The following is a 20,246-nucleotide window of genomic DNA, read 5'->3' as shown; positions in this document are numbered from 1 at the left end:
TACCCTGAGCGTAATGATTCACCACCGCGCTTGATTGATGCCCCCACCCCACACGCCTACCTTAGCTCCACGACAGCGAACCCCGTGGAGTGAGCATGACAACAACAATTTCCCCCGACTCGCGCTGGACGCGGCGGCGCGATGAGAAGCAGCGCCGCCTCGACAAGGTGCGCGGGCTGGCCGACGGTGTGGTGTTACCCACCGACAAGATCGTCGCCGCGCTCGAAGCGCTGATTCATCCCGGCGACCGTGTGGTGCTGGAGGGCAACAACCAGAAGCAAGCGGATTTCCTTTCGCGCTCACTGGCCAAGGCAGACCCGGAAAAGCTCCACGACCTGCACATGATCATGCCCAGCGTCGGCCGCTCCGAGCACCTCGATCTGTTCGAACGCGGCATCGCCCGCAAGCTGGATTTCTCCTTCGCCGGCACCCAGAGCCTGCGCATCAGCCAGTTACTCGAAGACGGCCTGCTAGAAATCGGCGCGATTCACACTTACATCGAACTCTACGCGCGGCTGGTGGTGGATCTGATCCCCAACGTCGTGCTCTCGGCCGGGTTCATGGCCGACCGCGCCGGCAACATCTACACCGGCCCCAGCACCGAAGACACCCCGGCACTGATCGAACCGGCCGCCTTCAGCGACGGCATCGTCATCGTCCAGGTCAACCAATTAGTCGACGACGTCAGCGAGCTGCCGCGCGTTGATATCCCTGCCTCATGGGTCGATTTCGTCGTGGTCGCCGACAAGCCGTTCTACATCGAACCGCTGTTCACTCGCGACCCACGCCACATCAAGCCTGTGCACGTGTTGATGGCGATGATGGCGATTCGTGGCATCTACGAAAAACATAACGTGCAGTCGCTCAACCACGGCATCGGTTTCAACACCGCCGCGATCGAATTGATCCTGCCGACCTACGGCGAATCCCTCGGCCTCAAAGGCAAGATCTGCCGCAACTGGACGCTCAACCCGCACCCGACTTTGATCCCAGCGATCGAGAGCGGCTGGGTCGAAAGCGTGCATTGCTTCGGCACCGAACTGGGCATGGAAAACTACATCGCCGCGCGCCCCGACGTGTTCTTCACCGGCCGCGACGGCTCGCTGCGTTCCAACCGAATGTTCTGCCAACTCGCCGGGCAATACGCCGTGGATCTGTTTATCGGCGCGACGTTGCAGGTTGATGGCGACGGCCATTCCTCGACCGTCACCCGTGGCCGCCTCGCCGGTTTCGGCGGCGCACCGAACATGGGCCACGACCCGCGTGGTCGGCGTCACGGCACTCCGGCGTGGCTGGACATGCGCCACGACGACTCGCAGCAACCGATGCTCGAACGCGGCAAAAAACTCGTGGTGCAAATGGTCGAGACGTTCCAGGAGGGCGGCAAACCGACCTTCGTCGAAACCCTCGACGCGGTCGAAGTGGCGAAGAAAAGCGGCATGCCGCTGGCGCCGATCATGATTTACGGCGACGACGTCACCCACTTGCTCACCGAAGAAGGCATCGCCTACCTGTACAAGGCGCGTTCGCTGGAAGAGCGCCAGGCAATGATCGCCGCCGTCGCCGGCGTCACCGCCATCGGCCTGCGCCACAACCCGAAAGACACCGAACGTATGCGCCGCGAAGGCCTGATCGCCTTACCCGAAGACCTCGGCATCCGCCGCACCGACGCCACCCGCGAATTGCTCGCGGCGAAAAGCGTGGCCGATCTGGTCGAGTGGTCCGGCGGCCTGTACAACCCGCCCGCGAAATTCAGGAGCTGGTAATGCACGCATTTAACCTGCAAGCGAAACCGCTGTCCCTGGCTGATCGATTGGCCGACCTGGCGGTGGACGCCTTGATCGACGAAGCCGATCTGTCGCCGAAACCGGCGCTGGTCGACCGTCGCGGCAATGGCGCGCACACCGATTTGCACTTGGGCCTGATGCACGCGTCGGCACTGTCGTTGTGGCCGGCGTTCAAGGAAATGGCTGAAGCGGCGGTTGCAATCGGTGAAGTCGATTCAACGTTGCGCGAAGCGATTGGCCGGATCGGCCGTGAAGGTGAACAAGCCATGCTCACGACCACCAACGGTGTGAACACGCATCGCGGTGCAATTTGGGCGCTGGGGTTGTTGGTGACCGCCGCTGCACTGGAACCGCAATCTTGCAGCGCCAATGCCGTGACCCTGCGCGCTGCACGTCTGGCCTTGCTGGATGATCGCCACGCCCCCAAACCCTTGAGCCACGGCGCCCAAGTCGCCCTGCGTTACGGCGCCCGTGGCGCTCGCGAAGAAGCGCAACTCGGCTTCCCTTCGGTGTTGCAACGTGGCCTGCCGCAACTCAAACGCAGCCGCGCCAACGCCAGCGGCGAACAGAACGCTCGCCTCGACGCCTTGCTCGCGATCATGACGAATCTGGCCGACACCTGCGTGCTCTACCGCGCGGGCGAAGAGGGTTTGCAAGCCATGCAACACGGCGCGCAAGCGGTGCTCGACGCCGGTGGCAGCGCCAGCCTCAGCGGTCGCCGCCGGCTGCACGAACTGGATCAACAACTCATCGCATTGAATGCCTCGCCCGGTGGCGCCGCCGACTTGCTCGCCGCCACGCTGCTGCTCGATCGTATCGAGCGCGACGGCATCCTTCAGGGAGCGTTTTGATGGAAACCCTATCGTTTGAATTCCCCGCCGGGCAGCCGCCACGCGGTCGTGCGCTGGTCGGTTGTGTCGGCTCGGGTGATCTGGAAGTGCTGATCGAACCGGGTCTGGCCGGCAAACTGACGATCAATGTGCAGACCTCGGTCAACGGCGCGCAGTTGCGCTGGCAGCACCTGTTTGCGCGGATGTTCGACGGCACCACGCCGCCGGCAATGGCCATCGATATCCACGATTTCGGCGCGACGCCGGGGGTGGTGCGTTTGCGGCTGGAACAAGGTTTCGAGGAGATCGGCCATGACTGACAGCGCAACGTTGCTCAACAAACACAGCTTCGTCGAACTCGGCGCGCGGCAACGGGCGAAAGCCTTGCTCGATGCCGGCAGTTTTCGCGAATTGCTCGACCCGTTTCAACGGGTCATGTCGCCGTGGCTGGAACTTCAGGGCGTGGTGCCGCAGGCCGATGACGGCGTGGTGATTGCCAAGGGCAGCCTCGACGGCTTGCCGGTAGTCATAGCCGCGATTGAAGGCGCGTTTCAGGGCGGCAGCCTTGGCGAAGTCGGCGGGGCGAAGATTGCCGGCGCGTTGGAACTGGCGGCTGAAGACAACCGCAAAGGCATTCCGACGCGCGCGGTGTTGCTGCTGGAAACCGGTGGCGTACGTTTGCAGGAAGCCAATCTTGGGTTGGCGGCGATTGCTGATATTCATGCGGCGATTGTCGATTTGCAGCAGTACCAACCGGTGGTTGGCGTGGTGGCGGGTAGCGTTGGTTGCTTTGGTGGTATGTCGATTGCGGCGGCGTTGTGCAGCTATTTGCTGGTGACTCAGGAAGCACGCCTTGGTTTGAACGGGCCGCAGGTGATTGAGCAGGAAGCCGGGATTGAAGAATACGACTCTCGCGACCGGCCATTCATCTGGAGCCTGACTGGCGGCGAGCAGCGTTTTGCCAGTGGTCTGGTGGATCGGTATGTCGCCGATGACGTGGCGAAGATTCGTCAGCAGGTTGGTGAATTACTGCAGCAGGGTTTGCCGACACAGCCACGCAGCCATCGCGCCGAATGGTTCTTGCAACGCCTCGGCAGTCTGAATACTGACCCGCAAATCGAGCCGTCGATGGTTCGCGATCTGTATCAAGGAGAGCGCTCATGAGCGGTTATTCACTGCGCGGTTTGAACTGGTTCGACGCCTTGAGCGCCGGGGCGAAAGCCGTTGAGGGTTTGCCGCCATCGCTGCGGGTTGCCGATGGTGAACTTGGGCGTTTTATCGCCGTGGTCGCTGATCCGGACAATCGTTTTGCGCGTGCGCGCAACGGCGAAGTCGGTTTGCTTGAAGGCTGGGGTTTGGCCAAGGCTGTAGATGATGCGATCACGGCTGACCGCGACAAAGCGCAGAAACGCCCGATCATCGCCATCGTCGATGTGCCGAGCCAGGCTTATGGTCGGCGCGAAGAAGCGCTCGGCATTCATCAGGCGCTGGCCGGTGCGGCGGACAGTTATGCCCGTGCGCGTTTGGCCGGGCATCCGGTGATTGCGTTGTTGGTCGGTAAGGCGATGTCCGGGGCGTTTCTGGCGCATGGTTATCAGGCCAATCGTTTGATTGCGTTGCGCGATCCGGGCGTGATGGTGCATGCGATGGGCAAGGCGTCGGCGGCGCGGGTGACGTTGCGCAGTATTGAAGAGCTGGAAGCGCTGGCCGCCAGTGTGCCGCCGATGGCCTATGACATCGACAGTTATGCGAGCCTCGGATTGCTCTGGGAAACCCTGTCGGTTGAGCAGATTGAGCAGCCGACGGCGGAAGATCTATCAAGAGTCAACGAGTGCCTCAAACAAGCCATCGGCGATATTTCCAGTACTGATCTGAGCAATCGCCTCGGCGCGAAAAATCGTGCTGCCTCCAGCCGTGTGCGCGAATTGCTGAGGGCGCAGTGGTGAACACGCCTCTGGCCCACGATCTGCTCTGGGGCATGACCCCGGCGCAGTTGCCGACGGATGCGCCGCTGTGGGCAGTCGAGTCGCTGGCCGCCGGGCAACCGGTGGTGGTGCGGCGGGCGTTGAGTGCTGAAGGTTTTGTCGCGGTGGGCGTGCGCGGCGTGTTGCGCGAGCAACGGCTGGCAGCGTTTATGGCGGTCGATTCGATTGCCTGTCGGGTCAGTCCGGAGGCGCTGTGTCACGTCGACAGCGAGCGCGATCTGCCGGTCATGCAGGCGCTCAAACAACTGCGGCCGATGCTCGACGATTGCGGTTGGGTCTGGGGTGTCAGCGGCAGTGTCGGGTTTGAACTGGCCAGTGGTTTTAAAGCGATGCACGCGGCCAGTGACCTCGATCTGATTCTGCGCACACCGCAACTGATCACCCGTAATCAGGCACGCAAACTGGTCGCGCTTTTTGATCAGGCCGTGTGCCGGGTCGACCTGCAATTGCAGACGCCGTTCGGTGCTGTGGCGCTGCGCGAGTGGGCCTGCGGATCGGCACGCGTGCTGCTGAAAAATGCTCATCAGGCTTGCCTGGTGATTGATCCGTGGAACCCGCAGGAGCAGGCAGCGTGAGCAGTCTGCTGGTGTTTCCCGGCCAGGGCGCGCAGCAAGCGGGCATGTTGCATCGTTTGCCTCGGGAATCGTTGGTCGAGGCCAGTGATGTGCTCGGTGAAGATGTATCGCTGCTGGATTCCAGCGATGCGTTGCGCACGACAAGGGCGGTTCAGCTATGCCTGCTGATCGCCGGAGTCGCTGCTTCGCGGCAGTTGTTGCAGGACGGACTGACGGCGGACTACGTCGCCGGCCTGTCCATCGGCGCTTACCCGGCAGCGGTAGTTGCCGGTGCCTTGAGCTTCAGCGATGCGCTACATCTGGTCAGCCTGCGCGGCGAACTGATGCAACAGGCTTATCCACAGGGCTACGGCATGACCGCGATCATCGGCCTGCAATTATCCACAGTCGAAACGCTGCTGGCGCAGGTGCACAGCGAGGATGCGCCGGTGTATCTGGCCAACATCAACGCCGACAATCAGGTGGTGATTGCCGGCAGTGACAAGGCCATGCAAGCGGTGGCCGAACTGGCGCGCAGTCGTGGCGCCGGTCTGGCAAAACGTCTGGCGGTGAGTGTGCCGTCGCACTGCCCGTTGCTGGAAAAACCGGCGCAAACCCTCGCCGAAGCCTTCGCCAAGGTCGAACTGAAAACCGCGAAAATCGCTTACCTGAGCGGCAGCCGCGCACGCCCTGTGAGCAAAGTCGAAGCGCTGCGCGACGACCTCGCCTTCAACATGTGCCGCGTGGTGGATTGGCGCGGCACTGTGCAAAGCGCTTACGAGCGTGGCGTACGTTTACAGATCGAACTGCCGCCCGGTGCGGTACTGACCGGGCTGGCGCGCCGGGTGTTCGAGCAAGGCACGGTCACAGCCTTCGACAGTGCGCGTCTCGACACCTTGCAGGCGCTGTTGCGTGAGGAGGGTGGTCGCCAACCTTAAAACCGCCGACTCAAGCTTCGAACAACAAAAACAACATTCGACGATGCACTTTGAGGACTACAACAATGATTATTTACGGTGTGGCGCTGCTCGCGATCTGTACGCTGGCAGGGGTGATCATGGGTGACATGCTCGGCGTGTTGTTGGGCGTGAAATCCAATGTCGGCGGGGTCGGCATCGCCATGATCCTGCTGATCTGCGCGCGGTTGTGGATGCAGAAGCGCGGCGGCATGACCAAGGAATGCGAGATGGGCGTCGGCTTTTGGGGCGCGATGTACATTCCGGTGGTGGTGGCGATGGCGGCGCAACAGAACGTTGTCACCGCGTTGCATGGTGGTCCGGTGGCGGTGCTGGCGGCGATTGGTTCGGTGGTGGTTTGTGGCTGCACGATTGCCTTGATCAGCCGCACGCATAAAGGCGAGCCATTGCCCGACGAACCGGCGGAAGTCTCCCCGGTCGGCACGCCAGTAGGGGGTCGCTGATATGTGGGATCTCATCGAGAAAGGTCTGGAACACAACGGGCTGGTCACTGCATTCGCTTTTGTCGGCGTGATCATGTGGGTGTCGGTGGTTCTGTCCAAACGCCTGACGTTCGGACGCATTCACGGTTCGGCGATTGCCATCGTCATCGGGCTGGTACTGGCGTGGGTCGGCGGCACCATGACCGGTGGCCAGAAAGGTCTGGCGGATCTGACGTTGTTCTCCGGTATCGGCTTGATGGGCGGGGCGATGCTGCGTGACTTTGCGATTGTGGCCACGGCGTTTGAAGTTCAGGCGACCGAGGCGAAGAAGGCCGGGATGATTGGTGTGATTGCGCTGCTGCTGGGCACGATCCTGCCGTTTATTGTTGGCGCGTGCATGGCCTGGGCGTTCGGTTATCGCGATGCGGTGAGCATGACCACCATTGGCGCGGGTGCGGTGACTTACATTGTTGGGCCAGTGACTGGCGCGGCGATTGGCGCGACTTCGGATGTGATGGCGTTGTCGATTGCCACCGGGTTGATCAAGGCGATTCTGGTGATGGTCGGCACGCCGGTCGCGGCGCGCTGGATGGGCCTGGATAACCCGCGCTCGGCGATGGTATTTGGTGGGTTGGCCGGGACGGTGAGTGGGGTGACGGCGGGGCTGGCGGCGACGGATCGGCGGTTGGTGCCTTATGGGGCGTTGACGGCTACGTTTCATACCGGGCTTGGGTGTTTGCTTGGGCCATCGCTGCTGTTCTTCATCGTTCGCGGGATTGTGGGTTGAAGATCAGAAGCCCCTCACCCTAGCCCTCTCCCGGAGGGAGAGGGGACTGACCGAGTTGGATGTTGGAGGTACGCCGACCTGAAATTCCTGAGTCGAACTCAGGTCTTGAAACCCACGAAGATCTGCTCCCTTTCCCCCTCTACCCCTTGGGGGAGAGGGCTGGGGTGAGGGGGTAGCTCTTGATCTTGATCTTGATCTAAACCCCAGCCTGCCGATTCGCATACATCCGACACTCCGCCAAAAGCGCCAACAAATTCGGATCCCTTTCCTTGGCCTTCAAAAACACCACGCCAATGTGTTGCTGCAACCGGTACTTCTCCTGCAACGGAATCAGCTTCACCCTGTTTTCATACACCGCCGCAATCCGCCCTGGCAGCAACGCATAACCCACCCCCGAACTGACCATGCTCAGCAGCGTGAAGATGTCATTCACCTGCATCGCCACCTTCGGCTCGAACCCCGCCTGCTTGAACACCCGCACGCCATCCTGATGCGTGGCAAAGCCCTGAGTCAGGGTGATGAAGGTTTCATCGCGCACCTCGGCCAGATCCACTTCACTGCGCTGGGCGAACTTTGAATCCGCCGGGGTGGCGAGGAAAATGTCGTCGGAAAACAGCGCAATCTGCTCGCAATCCGGGTCGTTGATGCTGTCGTCCAGTGACACCAAAATCGCGTCGACTTCCATGTTTTTCAGCTTGTACAGCAGGTCGATGTTCGAGCCGAGGATCAGGTCGATGTTGAGTTCGCTGCGGCGGATCTTCAGGCCCATGATCAGTTGCGGTACGGTTTTCACCGTCAGCGAATACAGCGAGCCAAGCTTGAAACGTTCAGCGGAAAAACCGGCGGCTTCGCGCGTCAGGCGCACGCTTTCGACGACGTCGTTGATCAGCTTCTGTGCGCGCTCTTCCAGCACATAAGCGCTTTCCAGTGGCGTCAGATTGCGGCCTTCGTGTTTGAACAGCGGGCAGCGCAGGGCGCTTTCCAGCGAGTGAATCGCGCGGTGCACGCTGACGTTGCTGGTCTGCAGCTCGGCAGCAGCACGGGCGAGGTTGCCGGTGCGCATGAAAGCGAGGAACACCTCGAGTTTTTTCAGGGTCAATTCTTCGTCGATCAGCATGGCGCGGACTCTTTTTGGAATGCGTCGATTGTGCCTTGAAGATCAAAAGATCGCAGCCTTCGGCAGCTCCTACATTGGAATGCGTTCGAAGGTAGGAGCTGCCGAAGGCTGCGATCTTTTGATTGCGCTTTTACGCTCAAGGCCCGAGCCTTGCGCGCTGCGGTAATGAATATGAGGTAAGCGATACATGTATCACGGAGAACGATTGAACGCCTGGACTCATCTGGTCGGGGCGGTGGCGGCATTTATTGGTGGCGTCTGGATGTTGGTGATCGCCTGCCTCGACGGCAGCCCGTGGAAGATTGTCAGTGTGGCGATTTACGCGTTTACCTTGCTGGTGCTCTATAGCGCCTCGACCGTGTACCACAGCGTGCGCGGGCGCAAGAAAGCGATCATGAAGAAGGTTGATCACTTTTCGATCTACTTGTTGATTGCCGGCAGCTATACGCCGTTCTGCCTGGTGACCCTGCGCGGGCCGTGGGGCTGGACGTTGTTCGGGATTGTCTGGGGGCTGGCGTTGATCGGCATCCTGCAGGAGATCAAACCGCGTTCGGAAGCGCGCATTCTGTCGATCGTGATTTACGCGGTGATGGGCTGGATTGTGTTGGTGGCGGTGAAGCCGCTGATTGCGGCGCTGGGCACTACAGGGTTTGCCTGGCTAGCGTCGGGCGGGGTTTTGTACACGGTGGGGATTATCTTTTTTGCCCTTGATCACCGGCTGCGGCATGCGCATGGGATCTGGCATCTGTTCGTGATTGCCGGGAGTTTGCTGCACTTTGTCGCGATTCTGTTTTACGTCTTGTAGACCGAGGTGCGGCTAATCGCTGGCAAGCCAGCTCCCACAGGGTTTAGTGTTGTTCACGGATGTTGTGGCCAACAAGGATCCTGTGGGAGCTGGCTTGCCAGCGATGAGGCCCTAGAAATCACCCCAAAGCTGTTGGGCTACCGCCAACGCCACGACTGGCGCCGTCTCGGTGCGCAATACCCGCGGGCCAAGGCGGGCGGCGTGGAAGCCGTTGCTTTTGGCCTGCTCGACTTCGGCATCCGTCAAGCCACCCTCCGGCCCAATCAGAAACGCCAGTGTCGCCGGTTTGGCATGACTCACCAACGGCTCTGCCACAGGGTGCAGCACCAGCTTCAACTCGGCTTCGGTCTGTTTGATCCAGTCCGCCAGCAACACCGGCGGATGAATCACCGGCACCCGCGAACGCCCACATTGCTCGCAAGCGCTGATCGCCACCTGACGCCAGTGCAGCAGGCGTTTGTCGGCGCGTTCGTCCTTGAGGCGGACTTCACAGCGATCACTGAAGATCGGCGTGATTTCATTCACGCCCAGCTCGGTGGCTTTCTGAATCGCCCAATCCATCCGCTCGCCACGGGACAAGCCCTGGCCGAGGTGGATGTGCAGCGGCGATTCGATCTGACCGGCGAACTGCTCGTCGATCTGCACGGTCACGCGCTTCTTGCCGACTTCCAGCAGGGCGCCGCGAAACTCATGCCCGGAGCCGTCGAACAACTGCACCGCATCGCCCTCGGCCATGCGCAGCACGCGGCTGATGTAATGCGCCTGGGCCTCCGGCAATTCGTGTTCGCCGGTGCTCAGGGGGGCGTCGATAAAGAAGCGGGATAGTCTCATTTCGGATCTCTCAGATTAGATCGTTCCCACGCTCTGCGTGGGAATGCCTCAATGGACGCTCTGCGTCCGCTTTGGGACGCGGAGCGTCCCTGGCTGCATTCCCACGCGGAGCGTGGGAACGAGAAGTTACGGTTAGCCCGGATCGCGGAAGCCGGGATGGAAGTCTTTCGGCACCGCGACGCTGACGCTGTCACGCGTGGCGATGTCGATGCCTTCGCTAGCCACTTCGGCGAGGAAGTCGATCTGCTCCGGGGTGATCACGTACGGCGGCAGGAAATACACCACGCTGCCCAGCGGTCGCAGCAACGCGCCACGCTCCAGCGCATGCTGAAACACCTTCAAGCCACGACGTTCCTGCCAAGGGTAGGCCTCTTTAGTGGCTTTATCCTTGACCATCTCGATGGCCAGCACCATGCCGGTCTGGCGCACTTCGGAGACGTTCGGGTGATCGACCAGATGCGCCGTCGCCGAGGCCATGCGCTGGGCCAGCGCCTTGTTGTTCTCGATGACGTTGTCGTGCTCGAAGATATCCAGCGTTGCCAGTGCCGCCGCGCACGCCAGCGGGTTGCCGGTGTAGCTGTGCGAATGCAAGAACGCGCGCAAGGTCGGATAGTCGTCGTAGAACGCGCTGTAGACCTCATCAGTGGTCAGGCACGCGGCCAGCGGCAGATAGCCGCCGGTGAGGGCTTTCGACAGGCAGAGGAAGTCCGGACGAATACCGGCCTGCTCGCAGGCAAACATCGTCCCGGTGCGACCGAAGCCGACGGCGATTTCATCGAGGATCAGGTGCACGCCATAACGGTCGCAGGCCTCGCGCAGCAACGTCAGATATACCGGGTGATACATGCGCATGCCGCCGGCACCCTGAATCAACGGCTCGACGATCACTGCCGCGACGCTGTCATGATTTTCTGCCAGGGTCTGTTCCATCGCGGCGAACATATTGCGCGAATGTTCCTCCCAACTCATGCCTTCGGGGCGCCCGTAGCAATCCGGGCTCGGCACTTTGATGGTGTCCATCAGCAGCGCTTTGTAGGTTTCGGTGAACAGCGGCACGTCACCGACTGCCATCGCCGCCATGGTTTCGCCGTGGTAGCTGTTGGTCAGGGTGACGAAGCGTTTCTTGTTTGGCTGGCCACGGTTGAGCCAGTAGTGAAAGCTCATTTTCAACGCGACTTCGATGCAGGACGAACCGTTATCGGCGTAGAACACCCGGTTCAGGCCTTCCGGTGTCATCTTCACCAGACGCTCGGACAGCTCGATCACTGGCTGATGGCTGAAGCCGGCCAGAATCACGTGCTCCAGTTGATCGACCTGATCCTTGATGCGCTGGTTGATGCGCGGGTTGGCGTGGCCGAACACGTTGACCCACCACGAGCTGACCGCGTCGAGGTAACGCTTGCCTTCGAAGTCTTCGAGCCAGACACCTTCGCCGCGCTTGATCGGGATCAGCGGCAGCTGTTCGTGGTCTTTCATCTGGGTGCAGGGATGCCACAACACCGCGAGGTCGCGTTGCATCCACTGGTTATTCAGGCCCATTTACAGTCTCCTCGAGGCGGCTCGCGTCAGGCGCGGGCAAACAATCGCGCAAGCCTATGCAATGCATCGCGCGGGGACAACCCATTGTGTCGATTGAGCTACTTTGTATGAGCCGATAGACGTCGCTGGCGGCGTTTTGATGGCTAACGTATTCTTCGCGGTTCTTTGGGTCGTCTGACCCGCAAAAGTGCTTTTTCCTACGTGTATTTCCGGAGTTCGCTGAATGTCTGTCGGTTGGCTGCGCGCCTGTGCGCTGGTGATGTTGGGGCTGTTCAGCGTTACAGCGCTGGCCAAGGATAAAACTGCAATCGTGATCGGCGGCGGCCTCTCGGGCCTGACTGCCGCTTATGAACTGCAAAACAAAGGCTGGCAGGTCACGCTGCTGGAAGCCAAACCTAGTCTGGGCGGGCGCTCGGGCATGGCCACCAGCGAGTGGATCGGCAACGACAAGACGCAGCCGGTGCTGAACAAGTACGTTTCGACCTTCAAGCTCGGCACCACGCCGGCCCCTGAGTTCGTGCGGACTCCGGGCTATCTGATCGACGGCGAGTATTTCTCTGCCGCCGATCTGGCGACCAAGCAGCCGGCCACCGCCGATGCCTTGAAGCGCTATCAAAAAACCCTCGACGATCTGGCGCGCTCGATCGACGACCCGCAGAACCCGGCGGCGACCAGCACCCTGCACGCGCTGGACCAGATCACCGTATCGAGCTGGCTCGACAAGCAGAACCTGCCGGCCACTGCACGTCAGTTGATCAACCAGGACATCCGCACCCACTACGACGAACCTTCGCGTCTGTCGCTGCTGTATTTCGCGCAGCAGAACCGCGTCTATCGCGGCATCTCCGACCGTGACCTGCGTGCTTCGCGTCTGGTCGGCGGCAGCCAGGTGCTGGCGCAGGCCTTCGTCAAACAGATCAAAACGATCAAGACCAACTCGCCGGTGTCCGCAATCACTCAGGACAAGGACGGCGTGACCGTCAAGGTCGGCGCTGTTGGCTACCAGGCTGACTACGTGGTGTTGGCCGTGCCGCTGCGTGCACTGAACAAGATTGCTTTGACCCCGGCGCTGGATGCCCAGCACATGGCCGCGATCAAGGGCACCAACTACGGCTGGCGCGACCAGATCATGCTGAAGTTCAAGACGCCGGTGTGGGAAAGCAAGGCGCGCATGTCCGGCGAGATCTATAGCAACACCGGCCTCGGCATGTTGTGGATCGAACCTGCGCTGAAGGGCGGCGCCAACGTGGTGATCAACCTGTCCGGCGACAACGCTCGTGTGATGCAGGCGTTTGGCGACAAGCAGATGGTCGATCAGGTGCTGATTCGTCTGCACGCGTTTTATCCACAGGCCCGTGGCTCGTTCACCGGTTATGAAATCCGTCGCTACAGCACCGACCCGTCGATGGGTGGCGCGTACCTGGCTTACGGCCCGGGCCAGATCAGCAAGTTCTGGCGTCTGTGGGAACGTCCGCTGCAACGCGTGACGTTCGCTGGCGAACACACCGACACCTTGTACCCGGGCACCCTGGAAGGCGCGCTGCGCACCGGTCAGCGGGCGGCGAGTCAGGTTGAAGATCTGGCGGCGGGCAAGTCGTTCGAGCCAGCCAAAGTGGTTCCGGCCGCTGCAGCGGCAGGCGCGGCGGGTGCCGTGGCGGCGAAGAAGGGCAACTTCTTCAGCAACCTGTTTGGCGGTTCGGATGACGAGAAGAAGCCAGAGCCTGTGAAGGCGCCAGAGCCGGCTCCTGCTCCGGTAGCGCCAGCACCTGCGCCAGCTCCGGTGGAAGCGCCGAAGCCAGCGACTCCGGTGAAAGCTGAGCCAGCGAAGAAAGCGGCAGCCAAGCCAGCGGCGAAGAAGCCTGCGGCTAAAACCGAGACGAAAAAGCCTGCGGCGAAACCGGCAGCGAAAAAGGCTGAGCCGGCGAAGAAGCCAGCGGCAACCACTGAGACCAAGGCGCAGTAAGCCTTTGCTTCAATAAAAAACGCGGCCAAATGGGCCGCGTTCTTTTTGCCAGAAGCACACACTTCAATCCTTCCCTGTGCAGTCTCAATGCTTACCGCTGCGCAGGACAATTCCCACAAAACAATCAGAACGAGATGATAGCGGCTGCCTGATCTCCAAATTTATGCTTGAAAAAATTGGAGGCGCTCGATGAAAACGCTAACGGTAATACTTTTGTTAATGACACTTTCCGGCTGTGCCAATGGGCGTTTCTTTCCAGGTGGATATAACGCTGAACTTGCCCATCACTGCAAGATAGATCCCTATAGTGCCGATTGCTTGCAGCCGCCACCGCTTTTCACCAACTGATCAATCAAAAGAGCGGTGACCTGTTAAAAGTCCCATTTATAGAACTCGGTGCCGTTCGGTAACTTTCTGAGCCATCGTTGCTTGGGTTTTCGAATCCGCCCGGGGACAAAACCGAATCGAGACCAACGCAGGTTGCCGTTGCGCTGGTCGTAAATGACCAGATTGCCATCGTCCTGCATCGTCAGGTAAGTGTTGTACCACAGTGACTTTTCGAGGCTGTGGGTGCTTTCGGCAATCCATAGGCGCCGTCTGGAGGGGTCGAAGAGGAATCCGTTATTACTGACGACAAATTGTAGTGGCTCACGCATCTTCTTTGGATGCAGAGTTGCACTGTAAGGTTGATTGTTGTCGGCAATCCCGACTATTGCTTCACCTTCTTTTATTACCAGGTTGCCATCGCTGTGCAATACCAAACGGTATCGACCATTTTCGGACTGCAAATATTGCCCCGGAGACATTGTCTGGTTTGGCGGTAGCTCGGAAGTGCCGCTCGCTTGAAAGGGGGTATAACGAATAGCCATAGGGGTTTACCTTTTCAATGAATAGTCGAGTCATCATTTGATCAGGTGCAGGCATGCAGTCAGCGATACATAGTTATTGATTAGAAATTTCTCTCTCGGCGACCTTTTTTAAATCGTCGCTTGCTCCGGGGGCGAGCTGGACCGGACAGCGAAAGTCGAGCCGCATAACCCGAGCGCTGCGCGGGGAAATCGCCTTTAATCTTTCCTTAACACGCCACTTCCAGACTCTTGATCGTATTTCTCGATATTTCAAAGCGAAATTTTCCGCTTTAATTCGATAGATAACTCGCTAGTCTTGGTTCGCAGTTCTCACAGGATTTGGGCAATGCAGCTACGCAATTCTTCTTCGCGCTATGGTTGGGTCAGCATCTTCATGCACTGGGGCGTGGCGCTGGTGGTCTTCGGACTGTTTGCGCTCGGCCTGTGGATGGTCGGGCTGGATTACTACAGCAGCTGGCGCAAAGACGCGCCGGATCTGCACAAGAGCATCGGTCTGGTGCTGTTGGGTCTGATGGTGTTGCGGGTGCTGTGGCGCTTTATCAGCCCACCGCCGCCGACGCTGCAAAGCTACAGCCGCATGACCCGTATCGGCGCCAAGTTCGGCCACGGGTTTCTGTATCTGGCGCTGTTCGCTGTGATGATTGCCGGTTACCTGATTTCCACCGCAGACGGTGTCGGGATCCCGGTGTTTGGCCTGTTTGAAGTTCCTGCACTGGTTTCCGGGCTACCGGATCAGGCAGATACCGCTGGGGTGATTCATCTCTGGCTGGCGTGGGCGCTGGTAATTTTTTCCGGTCTCCATGCGTTGGCAGCATTGAAGCACCACTTTATCGATCGTGATGCGACCCTGACGCGAATGCTCGGTCGCAAAGCCTGAAGTTCAACCTCGACTCAAAGGAAAAGAAAGCATGTTGAAAAAGACTCTGGCCGCTCTGGCAATCGGTTCTGCACTGCTCTCGGCTGGTCAGGCCATGGCTGCGGACTACAAAATCGACAAGGAAGGCCAGCACGCCTTCGTTGACTGGAAAATCAGCCACCTGGGTTACAGCTTCATCCACGGTACTTTCAAAGACTTCGACGGTACATTTTCGTGGGATTCGGCCAAACCTGAAGCCAGCAAGATCTCGGTTGATGTGAAAACCGCCAGCCTGTGGTCGAACCACGCTGAACGTGACAAGCACATCGCCAGCAAAGACTTCCTGAATGTGGGCGAATTCGCTGACGCCAAGTTCGTCTCTACTGCCGTTAAATCGACCGGTGAAAAGACTGCTGACGTGACTGGCGACCTGACCCTGCACGGCGTGACCAAGCCTGTGACCTTCAAGGCCACATTCAACGGCGAAGGCAAGGATCCATGGGGCGGCGAGCGCGCAGGCTTCAATGCCAAGACCACCCTCAACCTGAAGGATTTCGGGATCAAGGGCCCAGGTCCTTCCTCGCAAACTGCGGATCTGGATATCTCGCTGGAAGGTGTGAAAGTTAAATAACTTTCGCCCCGCCACACAAAAACGCCCCCGGTTGAAAGACCGGGGGCGTTTTTTATTGCCCGCCACAACCCTGATCCCCTGTAGGAGCTGCCGAAGGCTGCGATCTTTTGATGTTGGCTTTTCTAAGATCAAAAGATCGCAGCCTTCGGCAGCTCCTACAGAAAGCAGGTTTGGGTCGTCCATAAAAAATGCCCCGGCTCTTTCGAGGCGGGGCATCTTTTAGGGCGGCGTTAACTCAGCGATTGCGGGTCAGCAAGGCTGGTTTCTCGCCACGCGGGCGGCTTGGCAGTTGATCGAGCTGCTCAGGCGTCGGGAAGCGGTCGGCTTTCGATTCCTTGTGCATGATCTTCGGGCCGTTGCTGCGCGGGTTCTGCACGGCTGGCTCGCTGCGTGGCTGATCGTCACGGGCCGGACGGCGGTTGCGCGAGGACGAGGCGGAATCGTCGCGACGACCCGACTGACCATCACGCGGTGCGCCGTTGCGCGGGCCACCGCTGCGTTTGGCTGGCGGGGTGCCGGTGCTCGAGCCGTTGCTGTTACGCGGACCGTTCTGACGACCCTGCGACTGACCGCCGCGTGGTGCGCCCGAACCTGCGCCAGCACCTTGAGCCGGTGCGCCTGGACGACGGCCGCGACCGCCAGCCGGGGCAGGCTTGGGCACGTAGTCAACGCGGTTACCGAAGTTATCCACATCGTCGTCGAGGAACTCGTCCGGTGCACGATCAGCCGCCGCACGTGGCGGTTGGCTCGGGCGCTGTTCGCGGGCTGGAGTGCCTTCGCGCGGCTTCTGCTGACGGGCAGGACGCTCGCCACGCTCACCGGCCGGCTTCTCTTTGCCCTTGTCCTTACCTTTGTCTTTACGACCGCCGCCACCGCCGCCGCCATTCGGGCCGTCACCGCGTGGGCCACGTGGGTTGCGCGGGTTACGCACGTCCGGACGCTCACGCACTTCCGGCTTCTCGGCTTCAATGGTGCTCGAATCGAAGCCCATCAGGTCGCCGTCGGCGATTTTCTGCTTGGTCATGCGTTCGATGCTTTTCAGCAGTTTTTCTTCGTCCGGCGCGACCAGCGAAATCGCCTCGCCCGAACGACCGGCACGGCCAGTACGGCCGATACGGTGCACGTAATCTTCATCGACGTTCGGCAGTTCGAAGTTGACCACGTGTGGCAACTGATCGATGTCCAGACCGCGTGCAGCGATGTCGGTGGCAACCAGGATGCGCACCTGGTTGGCCTTGAAGTCGGCCAGCGCTTTGGTCCGCGCATTCTGGCTCTTGTTACCGTGGATCGCCACAGCCGGCAGGCCGTGCTTGTCCAGGTACTCGGCCAGACGGTTGGCGCCGTGCTTGGTACGGGTGAACACCAGCACCTGTTCCCACGCGCCAGCGGTGATCAGGTGCGCCAGCAGCGCACGCTTGTGGCTGGCTGGCAGACGGAATACGCGTTGTTCGATGCGCTCGACCGTGGTGTTCGGCGGCGTCACTTCGATGCGTTCCGGGTTGTGCAGCAGCTTGCCGGCGAGGTCGGTGATGTCCTTGGAGAAGGTCGCCGAGAACAGCAGGTTCTGACGCTTGGACGGCAGGCGCGCGAGGACTTTCTTCACGTCGTGCACAAAGCCCATGTCGAGCATGCGGTCGGCTTCGTCGAGGACGAGGATTTCCACGTGGGACAGGTCAACGCTGCCCTGGCCGCAGAGGTCGAGCAAACGACCCGGGCAGGCGACGAGCACGTCGACGCCACGGGACATGGCCTGAACCTGTGGGTTCATGCCGACGCCGCCGAAGATGCAGGCGCTGACGAATTTCAGGTCACGGGCGTAGATCTTGAAGCTCTCGTGTACCTGGGCCGCGAGTTCGCGGGTCGGGGTCAGGACCAGTACGCGCGGTTGGCGCGGGCCATGACGCTGGGATTTGTCCGGGTGACCGTTGGGGAACAACCGCTCCAGGATCGGAAGGGCGAAACCGCCGGTTTTACCGGTACCTGTCTGTGCCGCAACCATCAGGTCGCGACCTTGCAACACGGCGGGAATGGCCCGCTGTTGCACCGGAGTAGGCTCGGTATAGCCCGCATCTTCGATGGCGCGGACTAAAGCCTCGGAGAGACCGAGGGAAGCAAAGGACATGAGTAATCCTGTTTTAGTTAGGGCTTGGCCCAATGGGAGTCTTGCCTGGCGCGAATGGCGTTTAAGAGGACGCAATCCCGTCCGGTCCTGCTGCGGTTCCGAAGGCACGTCTGGAGCGCTCGCGCGGGCTGCAAAGCTGCGCTGTAGCGGGTCGAGAGGCCTGTTACGGTTCCGGGCGTCCGGGCGTGAGCCTGGCGGGAACGCCGGAGTATAACAGAGCAATCACTGCGCGCTGCTTTCCTGCTGCTCAACGGTTTTGCGGTTGGCCGTGGCTGAGTTCAGTGAAGGGCCGCCGGCGGGTGCGGCGCCGTAGCGTGCGCTCAGCTCGGCGTAAGCCGGTTCGCGCTTGAATCGCTTGAGCTCGGCGCCAAATCGCTGCACCAGCAAATCCATGCCGGCATTGCGTCTAACCGCGAGAAACTGGCTCTGGCGGCTAATGACAGTGGGGTTTTCGCTGATCTGATCGCGAATATTCAGCTCATCGAGCAAGTGCTGACCGACGCGGCGATCAGTGATTAGCAAGTCGATGCGACCGCGCACCAGTTTGCCGAAGTTGGCTTCGTGGGTCGGTGCCGGCTCACGGCTAAACAATGTTGATTCGCTGAAGTCGGGGCTATACAGATAACCCGGCGAAGTGCCGATGGTCAGGCCTTTGAGCTCTTCGAGTTTGCTGAACGGGTGCGGCCGGTCGTTGGCGTAGAACAGGACGAACTCGACGTCCGACAGCGGCTCGCTCGGGTAAAGCAGGGTGGCGTCGCGTTCATCGCTGTGAAAAATGTCCAGCGCCCCATCGGCCTGACCGGTCTCAAGCATCGACAGGCAGCGCTTCCACGGCAAGAACTGCCATTCGACTTCGATGCCCAGGCGTTTGAAGACAATGGCCGTGGTTTCGTAATCCAGCCCGAGGTTTTTACCGTTCTCTTCGTAGACATATGGCGCCCACGGCTCGGTGACAATACGCAACTTCTCGCCTCGAGCGGCGAAGCTCAGGCAAGCAAAAACCAGCACGGCGAATAACTGTGTGATCAAAGGCATGGCTTGAGATTACGACGAGAAACGCGAAAGAGCCAGAAAGTGCCTGCACAAGCTCTGTCTCGGGCCTTTAAAAGCAAAAGATCGCAGCCTTCGGCAGCTCCTACAGGGTGAACTAAATCCCAATGTAGGAGCTGCCGAAGGCTGCGATCTTTTGATCTGGCTTGTAGCTTTCAGCTTGAAGCTTGTAGCTGCTTCAGCGCGGCAACTTCAGGTTATTCCAGATCGCCAGACTAGGCTCAGCCTGGTTCATGGAATAGAAGTGCAGCCCCGGCGCGCCGCCCTGCAACAGACGCTCGCACATCTCGCTGACAACTTGCTCACCAAAGCGCTGAATGCTTTGCGTGTCATCGCCGTAGGCTTCCAGTTGCTTGCGGATCCAGCGCGGGATTTCCGCACCGCAGGCGTCGGAGAAGCGCGCGAGTTTGCTGTAGTTGGTGATCGGCATGATCCCCGGCACGATCGGCAGATCGACACCCTGCGCCTGCAAACGGTCGACAAAGTAGAAGTAGCTGTCGGCGTTGAAGAAGTACTGGGTGATCGCGCTGTCGGCACCGGCGCGAGCCTTGCGCACGAAGTTGGCCAGATCGTCTTCGTAGTTGCGTGCTTGCGGATGCATCTCCGGATAAGCAGCGACTTCGATGTGGAAATGGTCACCGGTTTCTTCACGAATGAATTCCACCAGTTCATTGGCGTGACGCAGCTCACCGCTGGTCATGCCCATGCCGGACGGCAGGTCACCACGCAGGGCAACGATGCGCTTGATGCCGGCAGCCTTGTACTCGTTCAGCAGGCCGCGCAGGTCGTCCTTGCTGTCGCCGACGCACGACAGGTGCGGTGCGGCCGGGATTTTGACTTCGCTTTCCAGTTGCAGAACGGTGTTGAGGGTGCGATCACGGGTCGAACCACCAGCGCCATAGGTGCAGGAGAAGAAATCGGGATTGTACGTTGCCAACTGACGGGCAACGTTGAGCAGCTTTTCATGCCCAGCATCGGTCTTGGTCGGGAAGAACTCGAAGCTGTAGCGACGGTCTTGAGACATCGGAGGGGACCTCCAGCCACAAGCTGCAAGCTACAAGCTGCAAGAGGAGCGGAGGTGCGCTGATCTCTTGTGCTAGTAGCCTGTAGCCTGACGCTGT

21 protein-coding genes are annotated in these 20,246 nt (G+C 60.3%); 14 read left to right on the top strand and 7 right to left on the bottom strand.

What is annotated here, in order from left to right:
* Window positions 1–95: 95 nt before the first annotated feature.
* The 9 genes from mdcA to madM all read left to right on the top strand — a co-directional run bounded on the left by mdcA (window position 96) and on the right by madM (window position 7,342).
* Complete coding sequence (gene mdcA / locus CKW17_RS21570; protein ID WP_093429846.1) at window positions 96–1,766, top strand: malonate decarboxylase subunit alpha; 1,671 nt, start codon at window positions 96–98, stop codon at window positions 1,764–1,766.
* A complete protein-coding gene (locus tag CKW17_RS21565) occupies window positions 1,766–2,638 on the top strand; it encodes a triphosphoribosyl-dephospho-CoA synthase (protein ID WP_095121499.1) in 873 nt (290 codons plus the stop codon). Before mdcA ends, CKW17_RS21565 begins: the two co-directional genes overlap by 1 nt.
* The gene (locus tag CKW17_RS21560) at window positions 2,638–2,937 is read left to right on the top strand and encodes a malonate decarboxylase subunit delta (protein WP_007913697.1); all 300 of its coding nucleotides are present in this window, start codon (window positions 2,638–2,640) and stop codon (window positions 2,935–2,937) included. The genes CKW17_RS21565 and CKW17_RS21560 overlap by 1 nt, the downstream gene beginning before the upstream one ends.
* Window positions 2,930–3,781 carry a biotin-independent malonate decarboxylase subunit beta gene (locus CKW17_RS21555; protein ID WP_095121497.1) on the top strand — a complete coding sequence of 284 codons (852 nt, stop codon included), beginning with the start codon at window positions 2,930–2,932 and terminating at the stop codon, window positions 3,779–3,781. Before CKW17_RS21560 ends, CKW17_RS21555 begins: the two co-directional genes overlap by 8 nt.
* On the top strand, window positions 3,778–4,563 hold the full coding sequence (gene mdcE / locus CKW17_RS21550; protein ID WP_095121495.1) for a biotin-independent malonate decarboxylase subunit gamma: 786 nt from the start codon (window positions 3,778–3,780) through the stop codon (window positions 4,561–4,563). The genes CKW17_RS21555 and mdcE overlap by 4 nt, the downstream gene beginning before the upstream one ends.
* On the top strand, window positions 4,557–5,177 hold the full coding sequence (locus CKW17_RS21545; protein ID WP_095121493.1) for a malonate decarboxylase holo-ACP synthase: 621 nt from the start codon (window positions 4,557–4,559) through the stop codon (window positions 5,175–5,177). Before mdcE ends, CKW17_RS21545 begins: the two co-directional genes overlap by 7 nt.
* A complete protein-coding gene (gene mdcH / locus CKW17_RS21540) occupies window positions 5,174–6,094 on the top strand; it encodes a malonate decarboxylase subunit epsilon (protein WP_095121491.1) in 921 nt (306 codons plus the stop codon). Before CKW17_RS21545 ends, mdcH begins: the two co-directional genes overlap by 4 nt.
* Window positions 6,095–6,159: 65 nt before the next feature.
* Window positions 6,160–6,576 (top strand): malonate transporter subunit MadL, encoded by a 417-nt coding sequence (gene madL / locus CKW17_RS21535; RefSeq protein ID WP_095121489.1) that lies wholly within the window; start codon window positions 6,160–6,162, stop codon window positions 6,574–6,576.
* Between the two features lies 1 nt (window position 6,577).
* The gene (gene madM / locus CKW17_RS21530; protein WP_064388097.1) at window positions 6,578–7,342 is read left to right on the top strand and encodes a malonate transporter subunit MadM; all 765 of its coding nucleotides are present in this window, start codon (window positions 6,578–6,580) and stop codon (window positions 7,340–7,342) included.
* A gap of 196 nt (window positions 7,343–7,538) precedes the next feature.
* On the opposite strand, the gene CKW17_RS21525 is transcribed toward madM, so the two are convergent.
* The gene (locus CKW17_RS21525; RefSeq protein ID WP_095112783.1) at window positions 7,539–8,459 is read right to left on the bottom strand and encodes a LysR substrate-binding domain-containing protein; all 921 of its coding nucleotides are present in this window, start codon (window positions 8,457–8,459) and stop codon (window positions 7,539–7,541) included.
* 187 nt (window positions 8,460–8,646) lie between these two features.
* On the opposite strand from CKW17_RS21525, the gene CKW17_RS21520 reads away from it, so the two are divergent.
* A complete protein-coding gene (locus CKW17_RS21520; protein ID WP_038358773.1) occupies window positions 8,647–9,264 on the top strand; it encodes a hemolysin III family protein in 618 nt (205 codons plus the stop codon).
* A 111-nt stretch (window positions 9,265–9,375) separates the two neighbouring features.
* Here CKW17_RS21520 and CKW17_RS21515 read toward each other — a convergent pair whose 3' ends face one another.
* Together CKW17_RS21515 and CKW17_RS21510 are read right to left on the bottom strand one after the other, a co-directional pair.
* Window positions 9,376–10,095, bottom strand: coding sequence for a 16S rRNA (uracil(1498)-N(3))-methyltransferase (locus tag CKW17_RS21515; protein ID WP_095121487.1), 720 nt, complete (start codon window positions 10,093–10,095; stop codon window positions 9,376–9,378).
* A gap of 132 nt (window positions 10,096–10,227) precedes the next feature.
* Window positions 10,228–11,634, bottom strand: a complete 1,407-nt coding sequence (locus tag CKW17_RS21510; protein ID WP_095121486.1) for an adenosylmethionine--8-amino-7-oxononanoate transaminase — start codon at window positions 11,632–11,634, stop codon at window positions 10,228–10,230.
* A 223-nt stretch (window positions 11,635–11,857) separates the two neighbouring features.
* Between CKW17_RS21510 and CKW17_RS21505 the strand changes: the two genes are divergently transcribed.
* Window positions 11,858–13,597 carry a flavin monoamine oxidase family protein gene (locus CKW17_RS21505; RefSeq protein ID WP_095121484.1) on the top strand — a complete coding sequence of 580 codons (1,740 nt, stop codon included), beginning with the start codon at window positions 11,858–11,860 and terminating at the stop codon, window positions 13,595–13,597.
* Window positions 13,598–13,968: 371 nt separating this feature from the next.
* Here CKW17_RS21505 and CKW17_RS21500 read toward each other — a convergent pair whose 3' ends face one another.
* Window positions 13,969–14,466 (bottom strand): hypothetical protein, encoded by a 498-nt coding sequence (locus CKW17_RS21500; RefSeq protein WP_095121482.1) that lies wholly within the window; start codon window positions 14,464–14,466, stop codon window positions 13,969–13,971.
* A gap of 325 nt (window positions 14,467–14,791) precedes the next feature.
* On the opposite strand from CKW17_RS21500, the gene CKW17_RS21495 reads away from it, so the two are divergent.
* The 3 genes from CKW17_RS21495 to CKW17_RS30870 all read left to right on the top strand — a co-directional run bounded on the left by CKW17_RS21495 (window position 14,792) and on the right by CKW17_RS30870 (window position 16,138).
* Window positions 14,792–15,343, top strand: a complete 552-nt coding sequence (locus tag CKW17_RS21495) for a cytochrome b (protein ID WP_095121480.1) — start codon at window positions 14,792–14,794, stop codon at window positions 15,341–15,343.
* A gap of 31 nt (window positions 15,344–15,374) precedes the next feature.
* Window positions 15,375–15,953 (top strand): YceI family protein, encoded by a 579-nt coding sequence (locus CKW17_RS21490; RefSeq protein ID WP_095121478.1) that lies wholly within the window; start codon window positions 15,375–15,377, stop codon window positions 15,951–15,953.
* 110 nt (window positions 15,954–16,063) lie between these two features.
* The gene (locus CKW17_RS30870) at window positions 16,064–16,138 is read left to right on the top strand and encodes a hypothetical protein (RefSeq protein ID WP_141234587.1); all 75 of its coding nucleotides are present in this window, start codon (window positions 16,064–16,066) and stop codon (window positions 16,136–16,138) included.
* A gap of 50 nt (window positions 16,139–16,188) precedes the next feature.
* On the opposite strand, the gene CKW17_RS21485 is transcribed toward CKW17_RS30870, so the two are convergent.
* The 3 genes from CKW17_RS21485 to metF all read right to left on the bottom strand — a co-directional run bounded on the left by CKW17_RS21485 (window position 16,189) and on the right by metF (window position 20,149).
* Complete coding sequence (locus CKW17_RS21485; protein WP_034153634.1) at window positions 16,189–18,075, bottom strand: DEAD/DEAH box helicase; 1,887 nt, start codon at window positions 18,073–18,075, stop codon at window positions 16,189–16,191.
* Window positions 18,076–18,297: 222 nt separating this feature from the next.
* A complete protein-coding gene (locus CKW17_RS21480) occupies window positions 18,298–19,110 on the bottom strand; it encodes an ABC transporter substrate-binding protein (RefSeq protein ID WP_095121476.1) in 813 nt (270 codons plus the stop codon).
* 193 nt (window positions 19,111–19,303) lie between these two features.
* Window positions 19,304–20,149, bottom strand: a complete 846-nt coding sequence (gene metF, locus CKW17_RS21475) for a methylenetetrahydrofolate reductase [NAD(P)H] (RefSeq protein ID WP_095121474.1) — start codon at window positions 20,147–20,149, stop codon at window positions 19,304–19,306.
* Window positions 20,150–20,246 lie beyond the last annotated feature (97 nt).

Source organism: Pseudomonas sp. Irchel s3f10 (assembly GCF_900187515.1).
Lineage (GTDB): Bacteria > Pseudomonadota > Gammaproteobacteria > Pseudomonadales > Pseudomonadaceae > Aquipseudomonas > Aquipseudomonas tensinigenes.
This window is presented reverse-complemented; position numbering and strand designations above follow the sequence as displayed.

What these genes read in the sequence shown, in the direction of transcription:
- madL (WP_095121489.1), top strand. Translation starts at nt 6,160, where the DNA reads ATGATTATTTACGGTGTGGCGCTGCTCGCGATCTGTACGCTGGCAGGG.
- CKW17_RS21555 (WP_095121497.1), top strand. Translation starts at nt 2,930, where the DNA reads ATGACTGACAGCGCAACGTTGCTCAACAAACACAGCTTCGTCGAACTC.
- mdcA (WP_093429846.1), top strand. Translation starts at nt 96, where the DNA reads ATGACAACAACAATTTCCCCCGACTCGCGCTGGACGCGGCGGCGCGAT.
- CKW17_RS21505 (WP_095121484.1), top strand. Translation starts at nt 11,858, where the DNA reads ATGTCTGTCGGTTGGCTGCGCGCCTGTGCGCTGGTGATGTTGGGGCTG.
- CKW17_RS21515 (WP_095121487.1), bottom strand. Translation starts at nt 10,095, where the DNA reads ATGAGACTATCCCGCTTCTTTATCGACGCCCCCCTGAGCACCGGCGAA.
- metF (WP_095121474.1), bottom strand. Translation starts at nt 20,149, where the DNA reads ATGTCTCAAGACCGTCGCTACAGCTTCGAGTTCTTCCCGACCAAGACC.
- CKW17_RS21495 (WP_095121480.1), top strand. Translation starts at nt 14,792, where the DNA reads ATGCAGCTACGCAATTCTTCTTCGCGCTATGGTTGGGTCAGCATCTTC.
- CKW17_RS21485 (WP_034153634.1), bottom strand. Translation starts at nt 18,075, where the DNA reads ATGTCCTTTGCTTCCCTCGGTCTCTCCGAGGCTTTAGTCCGCGCCATC.
- CKW17_RS21525 (WP_095112783.1), bottom strand. Translation starts at nt 8,459, where the DNA reads ATGCTGATCGACGAAGAATTGACCCTGAAAAAACTCGAGGTGTTCCTC.
- CKW17_RS21565 (WP_095121499.1), top strand. Translation starts at nt 1,766, where the DNA reads ATGCACGCATTTAACCTGCAAGCGAAACCGCTGTCCCTGGCTGATCGA.
- CKW17_RS21560 (WP_007913697.1), top strand. Translation starts at nt 2,638, where the DNA reads ATGGAAACCCTATCGTTTGAATTCCCCGCCGGGCAGCCGCCACGCGGT.
- CKW17_RS21490 (WP_095121478.1), top strand. Translation starts at nt 15,375, where the DNA reads ATGTTGAAAAAGACTCTGGCCGCTCTGGCAATCGGTTCTGCACTGCTC.
- CKW17_RS21520 (WP_038358773.1), top strand. Translation starts at nt 8,647, where the DNA reads ATGTATCACGGAGAACGATTGAACGCCTGGACTCATCTGGTCGGGGCG.
- madM (WP_064388097.1), top strand. Translation starts at nt 6,578, where the DNA reads ATGTGGGATCTCATCGAGAAAGGTCTGGAACACAACGGGCTGGTCACT.
- CKW17_RS21480 (WP_095121476.1), bottom strand. Translation starts at nt 19,110, where the DNA reads ATGCCTTTGATCACACAGTTATTCGCCGTGCTGGTTTTTGCTTGCCTG.
- CKW17_RS21510 (WP_095121486.1), bottom strand. Translation starts at nt 11,634, where the DNA reads ATGGGCCTGAATAACCAGTGGATGCAACGCGACCTCGCGGTGTTGTGG.
- CKW17_RS21500 (WP_095121482.1), bottom strand. Translation starts at nt 14,466, where the DNA reads ATGGCTATTCGTTATACCCCCTTTCAAGCGAGCGGCACTTCCGAGCTA.
- mdcE (WP_095121495.1), top strand. Translation starts at nt 3,778, where the DNA reads ATGAGCGGTTATTCACTGCGCGGTTTGAACTGGTTCGACGCCTTGAGC.